Consider the following 17,581-nt stretch of genomic DNA (forward strand, 5'->3'; position numbering starts at 1 on the left):
GGTGAAGAGGGCTAGAGCGAAGGGGGGCTCGTTCTCGCCCGTGTAGTTGTTCTGCTGCAGGCGCGCTCCCGTGACGTGCAGGGGCAGCCCGGCCACGTCCAGCCACACATCCAGGGGCCACTCCTGACCCAGCTGGGGGTCGTCGCCCAGGTCGAGGGTGAACTCGGCTTCGAGGGGGACGTTGAAGGCGATGGAGTCTACGATCAGCGTCAGCCGGCTGGCCGCGGGCGACACCGGGCCGAAGGTAAGGGTGCACATCTCGCTGCCGGGTTGCGGCGTCGGTGTGGGAGCAGCGCCGAGCTCGATGACGTGGCTTTCGATGGCCACCGCCACCTGTCTCTCTGCCGCAAGGCTGGCGGCAGAGGGGCCGGCGCCCTCGTAGTAGACGTGGCCGAGGTCGTCCCGCAGGGTGGCAGTCCTCTCGTAGCCCAGGCGGGGGAAGCGCCACTCCGGGTCCGGCCAGCTCACCTGCAGGTTGAGGGCGGTGCTCTCGGGGCCCTGGGCCACCTCCAGCAGGCGCAGGGTGACACCGTGGTGGCTGTCGGTCGCGTCCTCAGGTGTGTACGGGGCAGTATAGCCGGCCCCCATCATCTCTCCGCTCGTGGGGTGCAGTCCCAGAGCCACCTTCCAGTTCTCGGGCGCCGTCCCGGGCAGCACGATGGGAAGGCGCTCCACCAGCAGGTCCACCCGGTACACGTCGGCCGGCAGGGGCGGGAAGTCCACGGTGGCCTCGCCCCGGCGGGCTCTCCACCCCGTGGGGGCCAAGGTGCTGCCGTCCGGCAGCCGGAGGAGAAAGCCGGGATCGCCGTCGGCCAGAGACTCGTCCGCCAGGGGAGGAAGCCCCTCAGCCCGGATACGGACGACGGTGCGGTTCGGCTGGGCTAGCACCTGTTCCACGGTGAGCGTGACGCCCTCGCGGGTAACGGACACGGGGGCCGGAAGGGCCCGGGTATCGGTCAGGTCCACGAAGCCGATGCCGAAGAAGTAGCCCGGCAGCCGGCCCAGTTCGGCCAGCACCTGGGCCGGCCCTCCCAGCGCCACCGCCAGGGCCAGCACGAGGGCGAGCGCCAGCGCCGCCGGAACCCAGGCGTGGCGCTCGAGGAAGGCTCCCAGACGGGCGCCAAGCCCCCTCAGCTGCCTTGGCGGCGATGGCGGCCTGACAGGCTCAGCCGCACCCTCCCCCTTAGTCAACAGCCGCTCCCTCAGGGCTCGCAGAAACTCGCGGTCCGGTTCGGCGGCAGCGAACAGCCGAGCCAGAGCCTCCTCGGTAGCCTGTATGCCCCTGTCGTTCATCTCACTTGGGACCATCGCTCAACTCCCAGGATCGGTGCAGCCGGCGCAGCAGCCGGTGAATAGCCATCTTGACAGCATCCTCACTGCGGCCCACCAGCCGGCCGATCTCGCCATAGGTCAGTCCGGCGGCGTAGCGCAGGCGCAGCAGCTCCTGCGCCTCCTCATCTAGCTCGCGCAGCAGGCCGGCCAGGCGTCGCAGGTCCTCCTCGTGCACCAGCGTCGCCAGAGGGTCGTCATCGCTGGGACACGTCAGGGCATCGCACAGGGGAGCGTGCTGCCGCCGACGGTGATGATCGGCGGCGCGCCGGCGGGCGATGCTGAATAGCCAGGGGGCGAACCGCCCCTGCTCCCGGTAGCCATCCAGCCCGGCCAGCGCCTCGGTGAAAACCTGGGCGGTGGCGTCCTCAGTCTCGTGCACGTCGCCGATGCGGCTGTAGAGGTAGCGGTAGACGCGGGCCACGTAACGATCGTACAGGTCGGCGAAGGCGGCCCGATCGCGCTGGGCTGCCTGTACCAGCCGTGCGTCCTCCGGCTCGGAGGTCGTGGCCCCTTGTTGGGCCAGTGAGAGACTCGGCATCGGTTCCCCTCTCGGCGCCGCGCCGCAGCTTGCAGGGCTTCTCTATGGGTTATATCGGGGCACAAGCGCCAAGGTAACGCCGTCCCCTCAAGTCTGTCGGCCAACAGGGCCGCGGGGCAACTCGGCCGCCGCAGCCGGCTGTGCCCGTGCTCCGCCCTCGCGCCCGTCGGAGCCTACCACCGGCCCTCGACCTCGTGTATAAGAAAGGAATCCAGGAGAGCACTGCCGACGCTGTAGCGCTCATCCGCATTGCTGATTGAGGAGTGGGAGCAGCAGATGGCGAAGGTGGAGTACCGGGAGTACCGACCGGAGGACGCCGAGAGCTTCCTGCGCCTGCACGACAGCGTCTTCCCCCGCATGTCGCCCGAGTACTGGGCGGACTGGTCCAGGGGCCAGGTGACCGCCGCCGTGGCCCTCAGGGATGGCGAGGTGGTGGGGGCAGTGCCCTTCCAGTTTCGCGATTTCCTCATCCGTCCGGGCGTATCGGTCCCAGTGGCGTGGGAGTACTCCGTCTGCACGCGCGAGGATGTGAGGGGCACGGGGGTGGGCTCCCGCCTGATGGAAGTGGCTGCTGAGTTCCTGCGAGGACGGTGCCTGGCCATGATGGTCTACCGAGAGGACGAACGCAGTCGGGCGTACCGCTTCTACCGACGGACGGGCCACGAGGACCTGGCGTACCTGACCTCGTGGGTGCGAGAGCCAGCGCCGGTGTGGCCTTCGGCAGGGGTGAGACGGGTCGCCTATGCCGAGTTCCTGGAGCAGCAGGAAAGGGCCGTAGACCTCTTCCGCAGCGCCTACGGCAACCAGGCGGGCTACCCGCCTCGCTTCTGCGGCTACTACGAGGTAGCGGTGCAGACGCCTCAATACGAGGAGGTGCCACTGGACCTGTCGGTGTTGCAGGTCCCGGCGGAGGGGAGCATGCGGGGCTATGCCATCGTAGGCGAGGAGAAGCTGGTGCCGGCGCTGCACCTGTTGGAGATAGCGACGGAGGGCAGCGACCTCAGTGTGGCCCTGCCGCTACTGGCGGCCTACGCCGACCTGGCCACCGAGCGAGGAGTGCCCGCGCACGCGCGCCTGGGGGGCGGTAGCCCGTACGCGCCCGTGCTTCAGGCGCTCGGCTTCCATCCCCGGGCGCGCTCACGAGGGGGCATGATGATCCTGGGGCGCGTGCTCGACCCGGAGGGCCTGGCGGAGGCGGCATGGCGACCCTCCGAAGCCACGCGAGGGCTGGAGGTCACGGTCTGGACCCCCGAGCGGGAGGTGATCCTCCATGGTGCATCGGGAGGGGAGGGCCGGCGCCTGATGCTGGAGATGAAGGAGTCGAGCCTGGCGCGGCTGCTGTTGGGCCGGCTGGACCTGACGGCGGCCCTGGAGATGGGCCTGGTGACGGCGCCCGGCGCGTGCGGAGCCGACCTAGCGGCGGTAGTGGATGCGCTGCCATGGGCGCGCTGGGCGTATCACCAGCTGGACTTTGTATAGGTATGGTCAGATATGACGTAGTGGCCTAGTTATATGCTATTTACTGTTTCCGTGGCCCAAACAGTGGGTTGGTGTTGACAGCCCGATTACGCACGAACTACAATGCTTTACCAGGATGCTCGCGAGGCCTTTCCGGGCCGATAGCTGCGGCTATCTTCGCCACTGCTTTCCCCAAGGAGGGAACGATGGAAAGTCGTAGGCTCGCGCGACGTACCGTCCTTAGCGCCATCGCCACTAGTTTCGCTGCTGCCGTGGGGGCGTCTGTTCTCGGAGCCTGTGGTGGGGCCACTCCGGCGCCGACTGTAGGGCCTGAGGGCGAGGCTACCGCAGCGGCGGCCCCATCTGGAGGTGAGAGAACTGAGGAGGCCTTCACCATTGAGGTTCTAGTGGATTTCTCGCCCGAGTATCTGGCATTCGTGGATGAGAACATCACGCCGCTCCTAAAGGAGATGTACCCGAACGCCACGGTGGAGAACCTGCCACTGGACTGGAACCGCCTCGAGGAGCAACTCCTCACCACCAAGGCGGGCGGCTCCATGCCGGACCTGTACAGGATGGGTGCCGCTTTCGTGCCCTTGGCCGCGCTGAACGGTCTCGCCATTGTCTTGGATGACCGGCTGGACGAATGGGGTGTCAGAGACGACTTCCTCAAAGCTTCACTGACCACTTGCCAGTGGGAGGGCAAGACCTGGGGTCTGCCACAGTTGACCAGCCCTCGGCACTACTGCTACCGAAAGGACCTTGCAGACGAGGCAGGTGTTACCATCGCGGATGACTGGGACTGGGACGCCTACCTGGAGGCCGCCATCGCTTGTACCGTGCACGATGGCACCAAGGTGGTCCGCATGGGATCTTCGTGCCACATGGATCGGCAGGAGTGGCTCGGTGTCCTCTACTCCGGCGGTGGTATGGTGGTGAAGGATGGCAAGGCCGGATTCAACAATGAGGCTGGCGTCTGGTCGCTTAGCTGGCTCAAGGAGCGCAACAACACTATCACGCCACAAGGCTACGCCCCACTGCCGGACTCGCCCATCCCCTATCTGGCTACAGGCCAGTGGGTGATTGCCTACGGACACCCGGGCAACCACGCGGTGAACGTCAGGCGGCACGCTCCCGACAAGCTACAGTTCGTCACGGTGCCGCAGCCGCCTATGAAGGCCCGTAGAGTTGCGAAGACCAACACCGATTGGATCGCCATCGGCGTTACCTCGAAGCATCCGGACGCAGCCTGGGAGTTGCTGAAGCTCCACATGAGCCCAGAAGCGCTGATCGCCTACAACCAGGATATTGGCTACCTGCCTCCGCGCCAGTCCGCCTTTGAGCAGGCCGAGTACCTGCAGGAGCCCCTTATGCAGAAGGTGATTAGCAACATGCGGAACTACGGCGAGCCCCAGCCCCTGTATCCGTCGTGGGCGAAGCTCAACCGGGTCCTGCAGCCTATGGTAGAGGCAGCTATCCTAGGCACCAAGACCATCGAACAGGCCCTGGCCGAGGCCGAGACGGAGACCAACACCATCATGGCGGAGTACCCCAACTGGCCTGACGTGTAAGGACGCTCGTAGTCGGCTTGGCGGGATTCTCTGAGTAGCGGCGCCTGCAGAAAGCCCAATCTGGCCTTCTGCAGGCCCATCCTGGGGAGTGTCTCCATGTGGACGAGGCTACCGTGAGCGCAACCGGTCGAAGTCTTGGAAGGCAAGCCGGCTTTTCCTCCCGCCTCGCCACTCCGCGACTCGCCCGGCAGTTCTGGGGCAACGTCATGGCTGCCCCGTGGATAGTCGGCTTCTTCACCCTCACCCTGGGCCCAATGCTGGCCTCGGTCTACTTCAGCCTGACGGACTACAGCGTGTTGCAGCCACCCCGCTTCGTGGGACTGGACAACTTCCGGGTGATGTTCTTCGAGGATCCCAGGTACTTCACCGTCCTGTATAACACCATGTACTACACCGTCCTGCATGTCCCGTTGTCTATGATCCTTGCTCTCACCGTTGCCATCTTGCTGAATCAGGGGCTGCCAGGGGAGAACGTCTTACGTACCATCTACTACATGCCCTCGGTGGTGTCAGGGGTGGCCGTGTCCATGCTCTGGCTCTGGCTGTTCGACCCCAACCTTGGGCTAGTGAACGTGGTGCTGGGCTGGGTCGGCATCCAAGGACCAGTCTGGCTAATGGATCCCAACTGGTCGAAGCCGGCACTGGTTCTCATGAGTATGTGGGGCATCGGTGGCCAGATGGTCATCTTCCTGGCGGGCCTGCAGGGGGTGCCACAGGAGATGTACGAGGCTGCCATGGTGGACGGGGCCAGTTGGTGGCACAAGATCCGCTTCGTGACCGTGCCGCTGATCACACCTACGATCTTCTTCAACCTCATCATGGGGGTCATAGGCTCATTCCAAGTCTTCACCTCGGCCTACGTCATGACCAACGGGGGCCCAGTCAACTCAACGCTGTTCTACGTCCTCTACCTGTACGAGAGTGCCTTCCGTTACTTCGAGATGGGGTACGCGTGCGCCCTGGCTTGGGTTCTCTTCTTCATCATCATGGCCTTTACCCTGGTGCAGTTCTACACGTCCGGGAAGTGGGTGTACTACGAGATGCCAGCCTCGCGAGCCAGGGCTGCCTAGTGTGGCGGTTTTGCAGTAGGCATAATGGACACAAACTGAGGACTGATGATAGCTGAGACGCTTGTGCAGCGGACGATGCGTCGCCGAAAGCGGGATCGAGTTGCCAGGGTCATGATCATCGCCCGGGTGGTGGTGTTGTACGCCCTGATGGCCATTTTCGCCCTGACTTTCCTGTTTCCCTTCATTTGGATGCTGTCCACTTCTCTCAAGGTACCGGAGCAAGTGTGGGCCATCCCGCCCGTGTGGATCCCGGACCCTCCCGTGCTACAGAACTACACCGACGCCATCAGGTCGGTTCCCACGATTCGGTACCTGCGCAACACGTTGATCATCACCCTGTTTCCCACCGCCGCCACCCTGCTAGCATCGTCTTGCGTGGCGTTTGCCTTCTCTAGGCTTGAGTGGCGGGGCCGCAACCTCTGGTTCTCTCTGCTGCTGTCCACCATGATGCTGCCCGGACAGGTGACGATGATACCCGTCTTTGTTGGCTTTCACCGTCTTGGGTGGGTGAATACCTTTCGCCCGTTGCTCGTCCCGTCGCTGTTCGGTAGCGCCTTTTACATCTTCCTCTTGCGTCAGTTCTTCCTCAGCATTCCCCGGGAGATGGATGAGGCGGCGACGATGGATGGCGCCATCCCGCCTGTCATCTGGTGGAAGATCACCTTACCCCTAGCCGGGCCGGCGCTGGCAGCAGTGGCGATCTTTTCCTTCATCGGCCACTGGAATGACTTCATGGGGCCACTCATTTACCTGCAGCGCTCGGTCATGTGGCCGCTGTCACTAGGGTTGCTCGGGTTCAGGCAGCAGTATCTGACTAAGTGGGAGCAGATCATGGCCTACTCGCTGATGGTCATGCTCCCCTGCCTGCTCGTGTTCTTCTTCTCCCAGCGCTACTTCATCCAGGGGATAACGCTGTCCGGGCTCAAGGGGTAACCGGGAGCGATGTTTGCCATGAGGCGGCGGGTCCCGTGCGTCTCTTGAGCCCCCGAGCTGCTACTCAGGAGGGCCACAGTGAGCCAAGCACTGCGAATCACGTCCCCCGTGCACGGGGACATACTGAACCGCCACGACGGTACCGCAACGCCCGAGGGACTCATGGCCACTGTCAGGGGCACTTGTGTTGCCGGGGCTGATGTCGTGGTTTCCGTTGAGGGTGCCTCTGCCGTGGGACGGTCACCAGAGCGCCGCTTCGAGGCTCACGCCACAACTCGAGGGGAGACCTTCGAGGCACGGGTGCTCCTGCAGGGCCATCACAACCGCATCAGCGCCAGGGCTGGGGGGCAGGAGGCCTCGGTTGAGGTTCTATGGGATCGGAATTCGTTCCCCCGTTTCCGCTTCTCAATCGATGACAACATCCTATTCCTCAAGGACCTGGCCCAGAGCAGCTACTCGTCGCTGTTCGACCACTGGTACCTCGCTTTCTGGAGGGGGCTGCACGAGCGGTATGGGGCCAAGATACACTTCAACATCTACTACCAGACCGACGAGAGCGTCTACGCTAACGGGTTCTTCCGGCTGACCGACATGCCGGAGCGCTTCAAGGAGGAGTGGCAGGCAAACAGCGACTGGATGCGGCTGACCTTCCACGCCTGGCAGAACAAGCCTGACCGCCCGTACCAGCATGCTACGTATGAGCAGATGGCTCATGACTACGACAAGATCACCGAGCAGATCGTGCGCTTCGCTGGACCGGAGTTACTGAGCACATTCACCACGGTGCACTGGTCCCAAGCACCTCGGGACGCCATCCGCGCCCTCAGGGATCGGGGAGTGGTGGGCCTGAAGGGCACCTTCGGAGGGCAGCGGAACTACCCGCGGACGACGCGCCTTTACCTCGACGAGGCCATGGGCGCCTACGTTGGCAGCCGGGACTATTGGTGGGACCCGGAGATGGACTTGATCATGGTCGCAGGCGACGCCGTGCTGAACAACTTCCCCCTAGATGCCATTGTGCCCAGACTGGAAGAGGTGTCTGCCAGTCCACACACCTCTGAGGTCATCGACTTAATGATCCACGAACAGTACTTTCGCCCGGAGTTGTCGATCTATCAACCCGATGCCCAGGAGAAGGTGGTTACAGCCGTGGCGTGGGTGGCCGAGCGGGGGTACAAGCCGGTGCACTATGACGAGGGTTTCCTCGGAGCGTAGCTGCTTGCCTGAGGAGAGCATGACCACCACCTTGCGTATCACGAATCCGGTACACGGAGACATCCTCAACAGGCACGACGGCACCGCCAGAGCCGAGGGCCTGGTCGTCGCCATCGAGGGGAGCTGCCCGGCTGAGGCGGGTGTCAGCGTGTCTGTGGAAGGCGCCCCCGGTGTCAACCAGCAGGCACGGAGCCGTGTCCAAGTCGATGCCACAGTCCGAGGCGACTGCTTCGAAGCCCAGGTGCCCCTACAGGACCGCCACAACCGCATCACCGCCAGAGGTGCCGGCCAGCAGGCGTCCATTGAGGTGCTTTGGGACAGGGACTCCTACCCGCGCTGTCGCTTCTCCATCGACGACAACATCTTGTTTCTCAAGGACCTGGCTCGAGGAGACTACACTTCTGTTTTCGACCACTGGTACCTGGCTTTCTGGAAGAGCCTTCACGAGCGGTATGGAGCGAAGTTCCACTTCAACATCTACTATCAGACCGACGCGAGTGTCTTTGGCGGACGCCCCTTCAGACTCCCAGAGATGCCGGACCGGTTCAGGGCAGAGTGGACGGCCAACGCCGACTGGCTACGGCTGACCTTCCATGCCTGGCAGAACAAGCCGGACCACCCCTATCAGAGTTCGACCTATGAGCAGATGACTCATGACTATGAGTGGGTCACACAGGAGATCGAGCGCTTTGCTGGGCCTGACCTCATCAGCAGCTTCACCACTGTGCACTGGGCCGATGCCAGCCGTGAATCCGTGCGTGCCTTGAGGGACAGGGGCGTCACAGGCCTCAAGGGCCGGTTCGCCCGCAACCGGGGCCGGGTGCCGGAGACCAGGTATTACCTTGACGAGGCTCTAGCTGACCACATAGGTGGACGCGACTACTGGTGGGACCCCTCCATCGACATGCGGTTCGTCGCCTGTGAGGCGGTGGTCAACAACCTGGCCGTGTCCGAAGTAGTGCCAAGACTGGAGCAGGTAAGTGCCAACCCTCACACTGGTGAGGTGATCGAGCTGACTATCCATGAGCAGTACTTCCGACCGGAGCTGAGCCTGTACCAGGCAGATGTGCAGCAGAAGGTCATCGCCGCCATCTCATGGCTGAGTGAGCACGGCTACGCTCCGGTGTTCTGGGACGAAGGCTTCCTTGGTGCCTGAAGGCGAAGCCGCGCCTGGCCACCATCTTTGGAGCACCGTACAATGACGAAGCCCAACGTTCTTCTGTTCCTCACCGACGGTCATCGGGCGGATGCTCTGGGCTGCTACGGGAATCCGGTCCTTCGTACGCCATACCTCGATGCGCTGGCTCGGGAGGGGGTGCGCTTCACCGGCAGCTTTAGCGCACACACTGTCTGCATGCCCTCACGAGCTTCCATCTTCACCGGGCGCTATCCGCACGTGCATGGAGTGTGGGCCAATGGCATCCCGCTCTCGCGAAGCGAGGTGACGTTGGCGCAGGTTCTAGCCGAGAACGGATACCGCACGGGCGCCTTTGGCAAGATCCACTTCGAGCCCCAACAGGCTGCCGACTATCCCCCAGCGTTGGACCGGGAGGAGAGCTACTATGGCTTCCAAGAGGTCCGGCTCAGTGAGAACAAGATGGGCCCCGACTACTTGGCCTTCGTAGATGAACACTACCCCGACCTAAGCGAGGCGGTCAGAAGCCGGCAACCTGTCCCCGAGGAGGCGCATCAGATCACGTGGATCACCGATCAGGCAATGGACTTCATAGGCCGAAACGCTGGCGGTACGCAGCCGTTCTTCTGCTTCTGCTCCTACCATGAGCTAATACCGCCGTCGCACTCGCCCGAGGAGTACACTGGGCGTTATCGTCCTGAGGACATGCCAGAGCCGAAGCGCAGAGAGGGGGAACTCGACGCCAAGCCGCCCTACCTCAAGGACTGCTACGAGGGGTCGCTGCGTATGCGCAATGAGGCGCATGCTATCTTGCCGTATCCGGACGATGAGACCCTTAGGCGCTACTTGGCCAGCTACTACGACATGGCCACGTTCCTGGATCACCAGTTCGGACGACTGGCTGCCAGCCTACAGGAGCATTCCCTCTGGGACGACACCATCGTGCTCTTCACCTCTGACCACGGGCTATGCCTGAACGATCACTGGCAGTGGCGCCACGGCCCCTTCCTCTATGATCAGGTGATGAACGTGCCCATGATATGGCGCGTGCCGGGAATGACACGTCCTGGCCAGGTGGACGACAGCCTAGTGGAGTCCGTGGACATCATGCCGACGATTCTCGATCTAGCCGGGGTAGAGGTGCCGGCAGGAGTGCAGGGGCGGTCCATCCGTCTTCTGCTGGCCCAGGAAACCGGTGCTCAGGGGAGGGACTCTGTACTCGGCCAAGACCGGGAGTCACCGGAACTGATGGCGCGTGGCGTCGACCCGACCGGCCACGAGGTCAAGGCGCTGCGCACGCGGGAATGGAAGCTGATCCACTACCCCGGACGCCCGTACGGTGAGCTCTACGACCTGATCAATGACCCCGATGAGTTCGAGAACCTCTGGGCCAAGCCGCGCTATGCTGGCAAGAGACAGGAAATGGAGCGACTGCTTCTTGAGCGTCTTTGTGCGGCGGAGGATCCTCTGCCGCAGAGGAGGCACATGTGGTAGCCTGGCCGCCCCAGGCGGCGAAGAAGCTCACTCCCGAGCCGAGCCGGACACGCACCAACGTCATCTTCATCCTCACCGACGACCAGGGCATCTGGGCTTCGGGCTGCTACGGCAACCCCGAGATTCGCACGCCCAACATCGACCGACTGGCTGCCACCGGAGTGCGCTTCTCCAACTTCTTCTGCACCTCGCCGGTGTGCTCCCCTAGCCGAGCCACGCTCATGACCGGGCGGGTGCCTTCCCGTCACGGCGTCCACGACTGGATCCGGGAGGGGAATGTGCCTCCCAATGCGGTGGAGTACCTCCAGGGCCAGACCACCTACACCGACGTCCTGGCCGCTCACGGCTACCACTGCGGCATCAGCGGCAAGTGGCACCTGGGTGCCAGCCAGCTGCAACAGCACCACTTCAGCCATTGGTACGTCCACCAGTCGGGGGGCGGCCCCTACCACAACGCCCCCATGGTTCGGGACGGCAAGCTGATCAACGAGCCAGGGTACGTCACCAACGCTATCACTGACGACGCCCTAGCCTTCCTGGAGGCGCGGGCGGGCGAGGAAGCTCCCTTCTACCTGAGCGTGCACTACACCGCTCCTCACAGCCCCTGGACGGGCCATCCTCAGGACATCGTAGACTCGTACGACGACTGTCCCTTCGAGAGCTGCCCCCAGGAGCCCCGCCACCCCTGGGCCATCTGGCTCACGGACCAGAACCTGGGCAACCGGGAGTCGCTCAAGGGCTACTTCGCCGCCGTCACCGCCATGGACGCCGACGTGGGCCGCATCCTGGACCGGGTGGAGGAACTCAGCCTGCGGGAGAACACCCTCATCATCTTCAACAGCGACAACGGGTTCAGCTGCGGACACCACGGCTTCTGGGGCAAGGGTAACGGCACCTTCCCCCTCAACATGTACGAGAACTCGGTCAAGGTGCCTCTCATCTTCTCCCAGCCCGGCCGGCTGCCCCAGGGTGCGGTGACGGAGGCCCTGACCAGCGGCTATGACTTCGCTCCCACCCTGCTGGACTACCTTGGCCTGCCGGGCATGGGCGACGAGCGATTGCCGGGAAGGAGCTTCGTGCCCGCGCTGATGGGGCAGGAGGACCCCGGGCACGATAGCGTGGTGGTCTTCTCCGAGTATGGCTCCACTCGCATGGTACGCACCCGGGAGTGGAAGTACGTTCACCGCTACCCCTACGGCCCTCACGAGCTCTACCGACTGGCCGACGACCCGGACGAGCGGGCCAACCTGGCCGAACGGGCCGAGCACGCCGGGACGGTGCGCGAGCTGCGGCAGCAGCTGAGCCAGTGGTTCCACCGGTACGTGGACCCCCGGCTGGACGGCAAGGCCCTGCCGGTGACGGGACAGGGGCAGTTGGGGTTGGTTGGTCCCGGCGAAGAGGAGAACGCCTTCGCCCAGGGCGATGGCTAGCAGGGCCCGCTTCCCGGGCTAGGAGACTGACCTCGCATAGCTCCACCTTGACGGGCTCACCTGCCGTCCACTAGCATGACATAAGTAGTACGCAGCGAACGACTTGCGAGGTGGTCATGGCGCGGCGCAGGCAGGGGCGACAGGACACGGGGGCGGTGCAGCTATCGCTGTTCGGCGACGAGCAGGCCATCCAGGCCGGCAGCCAGGTGCGACCTCCGGCCCCGCAGGCCAGTCTCCGCCGGGCCAACGCCTGGTTCGCCGGCCGCATGGCGTCGCTTGACTACAGCGCCAACACCGTGGAGAGCTACACCACTGCGGTAGAGCTGCTGGCTCGTTTCCTGGGAGATGACGTGAGCCTGCGCCAGATCCGGGCCTCTCACCTGCGGCGTTACCTACAGTGGCTGTCGGAGCGGGGGCGGGACACACCGGTCAAGACTCTCGCCCTGCGCGTGACGGGCATCCGCCGCTTCTTCGAGCTTCTCCAGGAGGAAGGCGTCCTCCCCGACAACCCGGCGGCCGACCTCTACGCCCCGGGAGGGGAAGTGCCCCTACCGGACGTGGTCACAGCCGAGGAGCAAGACCGCATGCGTCAGGTTGCCTGGGCCTCGCACGGGCGACCGGACCGACCTGATTCCCGCCCGCTCTTGCTGCTCATGCTCACCCTCGAGCTGGGCCTTCGCCGAGGGGAGCTAGAGGAGCTGTCCCGCGGCCAGGTGCTCACGGCGGAGCCGGTGGTGGCCATCCGCATCCACCATCGCGGTCGGCGCCACCGCTACAAGAACCGCACCCTGCCCGCTCCGGCCGGCTTCCGAGAGGTGTATCGGGCCTACCTGAGCCAGTACCCTTCGGGCGACGAGCGGGTATTCGCCGCTTCCACCCGTACTCTGCACCGGGTGCTGGAGCGGCTGGGCCGGGAGGCGCACACGGGAGTGCTGGTGACCCCGAACGTGATGCGCTGGAGCTGTGCCCTGCGCTGGTACTTCGAGCTACCTGCGGACGAGGTGCGCCAGCGGCTGGGCCTGAGCCCGGTGGGTTGGGAGGATGCCCTCCGCGTGCTAGAGGGGCTCGCCCGGCGCCTCGATGCTGGCTAGAGGCTCGGGCTGGACTTGGCGTCCGGCTCTAGCGGGGCTAACATGGCCGCAGCGAGCGGGGAGGGAGCGATGGCGGTCCCGATACAGCTTGATGTGGCAGCGAAGCGGGCGGCATTGGCAGCCCAGGCGAACGAGCTCACTGAGTACCACGTCTACACTCGCCTGGCGGATTCGACCCAAGACGAGGACAATGCGCGGGTGCTACGCGCTATTGGAGAGGATGAGCTGCGCCACTACCGCTTCTGGGCCCGGCTGACGGGCGAGGAGCCCAAGCCGGACCGGTGGCGCATTTGGTGGTACCTCTTCATCTCTCGCCTCTTCGGGCTCACTTTCGGCATGAGGCTGCTCGAGCGGGCCGAGGAGTACGCCCACGAAGTGGCCTACCGACGGCTTATAGGTGTCGTACCCGGGATCGAGGCGGTGGCCCAGGACGAGGAGAAGCATGAGCAGCAGCTGATCGAACTCATAGACGAGGAAAGGCTGCGCTACGTGGGTTCGGTGGTCCTGGGCCTGAACGACGCTCTGGTGGAGCTCACCGGGACGCTGGCCGGGCTCACCTTCGCCCTGCGAAACACCGACTTGATCGCCGTCTCGGGGCTAATCACCGGCATCGCCGCCTCCCTGTCCATGGCCGCGTCCGGATACCTGTCCGCTCGGGAGGAAGAGGGGGAGCAAGACCCGCTCAAGTCCTCGCTGTACACTGGTGCCGCGTACGTGCTGGCAGTGGCATTCCTGGTGTTGCCTTTCCTGCTCCTAGGTAACCCTTATGCTGCCCTGGCGTGGACCGGGATCAACGCGGTGGGCCTGATCGCTGTCTTCAACTACTATGTGTCGGTGGCCCGGGACATCTCCTTCAAGGATCGCTTCCTGGAGATGGCCGCTATCAGCCTGGGGGTGGCGGTGGTGAGCTTCGGGCTGGGATACCTCGTGCGCGTGTTCCTCGGGGTGGATGTATGACGATGGGGACCGGGGGCAAGCGCGGTGGTGTCGGATGTGTCAACCATGTCCTGGTACCGGGCACACGGTGGTTTGCCCTTGCATGGGATAGTCGGGACTGGTGGGCGAGGGGCGATGGTACGCCTGGCGCAGGCGGCTATGGCGGTGACTTCGGCAGGGAGAGGGCAGCATGATCCTAGACTTCCACATTCACGTGGGTGACTTTCGCCGGGCGGGGGACACGGAACGCATCCCCGTCACCTGGGACAACCTCATGGAGCGGCTGGACGATGAGGGCATAGACAAGGCGGTGCTCCTGCCCGTCTACCCCTCGCCCGAGAACTACATCGGGCCGGCCTTCCTCACCTCTGGCGGTCTGGACGTCCGCACTCAGGTCCTCGAGGCTGCCCGTTACCAAGACCGCATCATTCCCTTCGGCAACCTCGATCCCCGGTGGCTGGGTAACAGCCCCGAGGCGGACTTCGGTCCCCTGCTGGACTGGTTCCAGGAGCAAGGCTGTCGAGGGATCGGGGAGATCACGGCCAACGTGCCCATAGACGACCCCCGCACGGTGAACATGTTCCGCCAGGCTGGCGCCCGTGGCCTCCCGGTTCTGATCCACAACGTGGGTTACCTGCCCGGCACCTACGGCCTCCAGGACCACCCCGGGGCGCCAGGCCTGGCCAAGCTGCTGGAGGCGGCCCCTCAGACCAACGTCGTCGGCCATGGCCAAGGCTTCTGGGCCGAGATCGGGGCGGGGCTCACCATGCAGGAGAAGATGGGCTATCCCAAGGGAGCGATCGAGGAAGAGGGAGCCCTCCCTCGATTGCTGCGGCAGTACCCCAACCTGTACGGCGACATCTCGGCCGGCAGCGGTCACAACGCCATCACCCGCGATCCCGAGTACGGCGTGCGCTTCATCAACGAGTTCCAGGACCGGCTGGCGTTCGGCACCGATGTCTGCTTCGGTGGGCCTCAGGACCGCATGCCGCACCTGACGACGCTCAAGCGGCTGCGGGACGAGGGGGCCATCAGCCAGGAGGTGTTCGACAAGCTCACCTACAGGAACGCTCTGCAACTGCTGGGGCAGGCCGGCTAAGCCGCGCCTCGTCTGAGGGCACCTCGCGGGGGCCTCCGTCGCCGGGTGCCGATGCAGGGGGGCGCTGGCGCGCGGCTCGGCTGAAAGGGCGCAACTCCTCATTCAGGCGGAGCAGGTACACCTGCGCCGAGACCCTCGAGGGCGCGTACTAGTGCTTCCCACTCCTGCGTCAGCTCCTGTGTCTGGAAGGACATCACTCGCACACGGGGGCGCAGGAAACAGACCGACACCGTGGGCGGCTCGCCAGTCACGACGGACGCTGCCCGAGCGTAGACCGCCAGTTGCAGACGGTGCACCGGAGCCTGAACCAGGACTTCGTCTTCCGTCACGTAGTCTGTCTTCCAGTCCACCAGGTGCCAGCGCCCCTCGTCGTCCCGGTACAGGAGGTCGAGAGCACCTCGAATGGTGGTCTGCCCGGCCTGGAGGGCGAAGGGCAGCTCCGTGTGGCGTTCTCGACAACGGGAGGCTGCGCGGTATAGCGCCGAGCGCCAGAACTCCCGCAGGCACCTGTGGACAGCGCCTGCCACTCGGCGGGCGGTGGTGGCGTCCAGCCCTCGGCGTGTGGCCCAGGCCTCCAGACGAGCCTGGAGAGCGGGATAGGGCTCGCTCAGGCAGTCCCAGTGGTCGAGGGCTCGGTGCACCAGGCGCCCGATCTCGAGGCCGATGGACCCGTCGCTCCGCGGCCTCACGGGGGGCAGGGGCTCCGGCTCGCGGCCCAGGAGCCGGGCCAGTGACGTCACCGCCACGGAGCGCGGTGGCCGTGGCGGGAGGGCCGCCACCGCTGCCGGCAAGCATGTGTCCTGTGGCTGTCCCCGAGTGCGGCCATGGGCGCTACCCCCACCGCCAGGCTGGGTCGCTCCCGAAACCGGGCCGGGCGTCGTATCGGCCTTGACGTTGGCTGGGCGCCGAATGCGGACTGCGAATCCTGGGTACGGGATGATCTCCTCTTCGGGCCCCTCCGGTGCCAGCTCCCAGGCGCGCATCACTCGGGCCAACCAGTTGTCGCCAGGAGCCGGCCGACCGAAGAGCAACAGCAGGTCGGCTGCCCGGGTGCAGGCCACGTAGAGCACTCGATTGCTCTCCGCCCGTTCCATGCGGCCGTCTAGCCACTCGGCCCAGGCGTACCCAGCCGGCTTGACCCAGTCTCCGTCCTCGTTCCGGTCCATGCACACCAGGCCGTAGGCGGGGTCGCCCATTACCCGGGGGGTTCGGGCCCCTCCGCCGGGAGCGCGTCCCAGATCGGCCACGGCCACCACGGGGAACTCGAGGCCCTTAGCGGCGTGAACCGACATCAGCTGCACCGCGCCCGCCTCCGGTGCTGCCGCTGCTGCCTCGCCCTCTCGCACCTCCCGCTCCCTGAGTAGGCTCACGTGGCGGAGGAAGGCCGACAGGCCGTCGCCGCCGCGCTCGTAGGCCAGACGCAGTAGCTTCTCCAGGTTGGCGTGGCGCCTCCCGCCTCCTCCCTCCGAGGCGTCCTCGAGGGCGAGCACGGCCTGGTAGCCGGTCCGGTCCAGGGCCCGGCGGAGCAGGTGACAGACGTCCACGCGGCCGGCCAGGTCCCAGAGCTCCCCCAGGACGGCGGCGGCATGGGCCACGCGCTCCGGCTGGTCGGTCGGAGGTGGCGCTGCCAGGGCGCTCACCAGGGGCACGGACCGGGGGCTGCACCGGCCGTCGGCGGTACGTCGGCGCAGGCGGTAAAGGGTCTCGTCGCTCAGGCTGAAGAGGGGAGACCGGAGGGCGGCGGCCAGGCTTAGGTCGTCGTAGGGGTTGTGGAGGGCAGCCAGCAGCGAGACCAGGTCCCGGATCTCGGGGCGGTCGTAGTAGCCGCGCCCGCTGACGGTAAGGTAGGGCAGGCCGGCCGCTCGGAAGCGCTCCTCGTAGAGGGGTACGTCGGTGGTGGCGCGGAACAGCACGGCGGCATCATCGTAACGGAAGGGGCGATAGCTGCCGTCATCCTTGTCCCACACCGGGAAGGCGGAGCGCTGCAGGTGGTGCAGGCGTTCGGCGATCAGGTCGGCCTCGAACAGGCGGGCTTCCTCGGCGCTCAGCGAGGAGCCTTCCTCCCGCTCCTGCGGCAGCAGAACCAGCTCTACCGGAGTAGCCGATCCCGGAGGGGTGGGGCGGTGGGCGGTCAAGGGGCCAGGGCGGGCCTCCAGGGCTTTTCAACCCTCCTATGGTTGGGTGAGGAGGGCGAGGCTGGCTTCAGGGTGGAGACGCAGGTGACGGATGGCGTCGGGGACAAGGGGGAAGCCTAGGGAGCGCAGGAGGTTGAGGGCCAG

The 17,581-nt window shown here is 65.3% G+C and carries 14 protein-coding genes; 11 read left to right on the plus strand and 3 right to left on the minus strand.

Translation table 11 applies throughout. The features are described from left to right. Together HPY83_18240 and HPY83_18245 are read right to left on the minus strand one after the other, a co-directional pair. On the minus strand, positions 1 to 1,308 hold a 1,308-nt coding region (locus tag HPY83_18240), incomplete at its 3' end, for a hypothetical protein (protein NPV09887.1). Next, positions 1,295 to 1,870 carry a sigma-70 family RNA polymerase sigma factor gene (locus HPY83_18245; GenBank protein NPV09888.1) on the minus strand — a complete coding sequence of 192 codons (576 nt, stop codon included), beginning with the start codon at positions 1,868 to 1,870 and terminating at the stop codon, positions 1,295 to 1,297. The genes HPY83_18245 and HPY83_18240, both read right to left, overlap by 14 nt. A gap of 276 nt (positions 1,871 to 2,146) precedes the next feature. Between HPY83_18245 and HPY83_18250 the strand changes: the two genes are divergently transcribed. The 11 genes from HPY83_18250 (at position 2,147) to HPY83_18300 (ending at position 15,302) form a co-directional block, all read left to right on the plus strand. Continuing rightward, on the plus strand, positions 2,147 to 3,349 hold the full coding sequence (locus HPY83_18250) for a GNAT family N-acetyltransferase (GenBank protein NPV09889.1): 1,203 nt from the start codon (positions 2,147 to 2,149) through the stop codon (positions 3,347 to 3,349). A 185-nt stretch (positions 3,350 to 3,534) separates the two neighbouring features. Continuing rightward, positions 3,535 to 4,899 (plus strand): extracellular solute-binding protein, encoded by a 1,365-nt coding sequence (locus tag HPY83_18255; GenBank protein ID NPV09890.1) that lies wholly within the window; start codon positions 3,535 to 3,537, stop codon positions 4,897 to 4,899. Between the two features lie 206 nt (positions 4,900 to 5,105). After that, a complete protein-coding gene (locus tag HPY83_18260; GenBank protein NPV09891.1) occupies positions 5,106 to 5,969 on the plus strand; it encodes a sugar ABC transporter permease in 864 nt (287 codons plus the stop codon). 111 nt (positions 5,970 to 6,080) lie between these two features. Then, positions 6,081 to 6,902 (plus strand): carbohydrate ABC transporter permease, encoded by an 822-nt coding sequence (locus HPY83_18265; GenBank protein ID NPV09892.1) that lies wholly within the window; start codon positions 6,081 to 6,083, stop codon positions 6,900 to 6,902. Positions 6,903 to 6,980: 78 nt separating this feature from the next. Continuing rightward, positions 6,981 to 8,117 (plus strand): hypothetical protein, encoded by a 1,137-nt coding sequence (locus HPY83_18270; GenBank protein ID NPV09893.1) that lies wholly within the window; start codon positions 6,981 to 6,983, stop codon positions 8,115 to 8,117. Between the two features lie 19 nt (positions 8,118 to 8,136). Next, positions 8,137 to 9,273, plus strand: coding sequence for a hypothetical protein (locus HPY83_18275; protein ID NPV09894.1), 1,137 nt, complete (start codon positions 8,137 to 8,139; stop codon positions 9,271 to 9,273). Between the two features lie 42 nt (positions 9,274 to 9,315). Then, complete coding sequence (locus tag HPY83_18280) at positions 9,316 to 10,746, plus strand: sulfatase-like hydrolase/transferase (protein NPV09895.1); 1,431 nt, start codon at positions 9,316 to 9,318, stop codon at positions 10,744 to 10,746. Next, positions 10,740 to 12,176, plus strand: a complete 1,437-nt coding sequence (locus tag HPY83_18285) for a sulfatase-like hydrolase/transferase (GenBank protein ID NPV09896.1) — start codon at positions 10,740 to 10,742, stop codon at positions 12,174 to 12,176. Before HPY83_18280 ends, HPY83_18285 begins: the two co-directional genes overlap by 7 nt. A 116-nt stretch (positions 12,177 to 12,292) precedes the next feature. Next, positions 12,293 to 13,267: a site-specific integrase gene (locus HPY83_18290; GenBank protein ID NPV09897.1), complete on the plus strand. Its 975-nt coding sequence runs from the start codon at positions 12,293 to 12,295 to the stop codon at positions 13,265 to 13,267. A 69-nt stretch (positions 13,268 to 13,336) separates the two neighbouring features. Further along, the gene (locus HPY83_18295; protein NPV09898.1) at positions 13,337 to 14,224 is read left to right on the plus strand and encodes a rubrerythrin family protein; all 888 of its coding nucleotides are present in this window, start codon (positions 13,337 to 13,339) and stop codon (positions 14,222 to 14,224) included. A 169-nt stretch (positions 14,225 to 14,393) separates the two neighbouring features. Next, a complete protein-coding gene (locus HPY83_18300; GenBank protein NPV09899.1) occupies positions 14,394 to 15,302 on the plus strand; it encodes an amidohydrolase family protein in 909 nt (302 codons plus the stop codon). A 98-nt stretch (positions 15,303 to 15,400) separates the two neighbouring features. On the opposite strand, the gene HPY83_18305 is transcribed toward HPY83_18300, so the two are convergent. Then, the gene (locus HPY83_18305; GenBank protein ID NPV09900.1) at positions 15,401 to 17,437 is read right to left on the minus strand and encodes a hypothetical protein; all 2,037 of its coding nucleotides are present in this window, start codon (positions 17,435 to 17,437) and stop codon (positions 15,401 to 15,403) included. Positions 17,438 to 17,581 lie beyond the last annotated feature (144 nt).

Source organism: Anaerolineae bacterium, assembly GCA_013178015.1.
Taxonomy (GTDB): Bacteria; Chloroflexota; Anaerolineae; order DRVO01; family DRVO01; genus Ch71.

What these genes read in the sequence shown, in the direction of transcription:
- HPY83_18245 (NPV09888.1), bottom strand. Translation starts at nt 1,870, where the DNA reads ATGCCGAGTCTCTCACTGGCCCAACAAGGGGCCACGACCTCCGAGCCG.
- HPY83_18250 (NPV09889.1), top strand. Translation starts at nt 2,147, where the DNA reads ATGGCGAAGGTGGAGTACCGGGAGTACCGACCGGAGGACGCCGAGAGC.
- HPY83_18255 (NPV09890.1), top strand. Translation starts at nt 3,535, where the DNA reads ATGGAAAGTCGTAGGCTCGCGCGACGTACCGTCCTTAGCGCCATCGCC.
- HPY83_18260 (NPV09891.1), top strand. Translation starts at nt 5,106, where the DNA reads ATGGCTGCCCCGTGGATAGTCGGCTTCTTCACCCTCACCCTGGGCCCA.
- HPY83_18265 (NPV09892.1), top strand. Translation starts at nt 6,081, where the DNA reads ATGATCATCGCCCGGGTGGTGGTGTTGTACGCCCTGATGGCCATTTTC.
- HPY83_18275 (NPV09894.1), top strand. Translation starts at nt 8,137, where the DNA reads ATGACCACCACCTTGCGTATCACGAATCCGGTACACGGAGACATCCTC.
- HPY83_18280 (NPV09895.1), top strand. Translation starts at nt 9,316, where the DNA reads ATGACGAAGCCCAACGTTCTTCTGTTCCTCACCGACGGTCATCGGGCG.
- HPY83_18290 (NPV09897.1), top strand. Translation starts at nt 12,293, where the DNA reads ATGGCGCGGCGCAGGCAGGGGCGACAGGACACGGGGGCGGTGCAGCTA.
- HPY83_18295 (NPV09898.1), top strand. Translation starts at nt 13,337, where the DNA reads ATGGCGGTCCCGATACAGCTTGATGTGGCAGCGAAGCGGGCGGCATTG.
- HPY83_18300 (NPV09899.1), top strand. Translation starts at nt 14,394, where the DNA reads ATGATCCTAGACTTCCACATTCACGTGGGTGACTTTCGCCGGGCGGGG.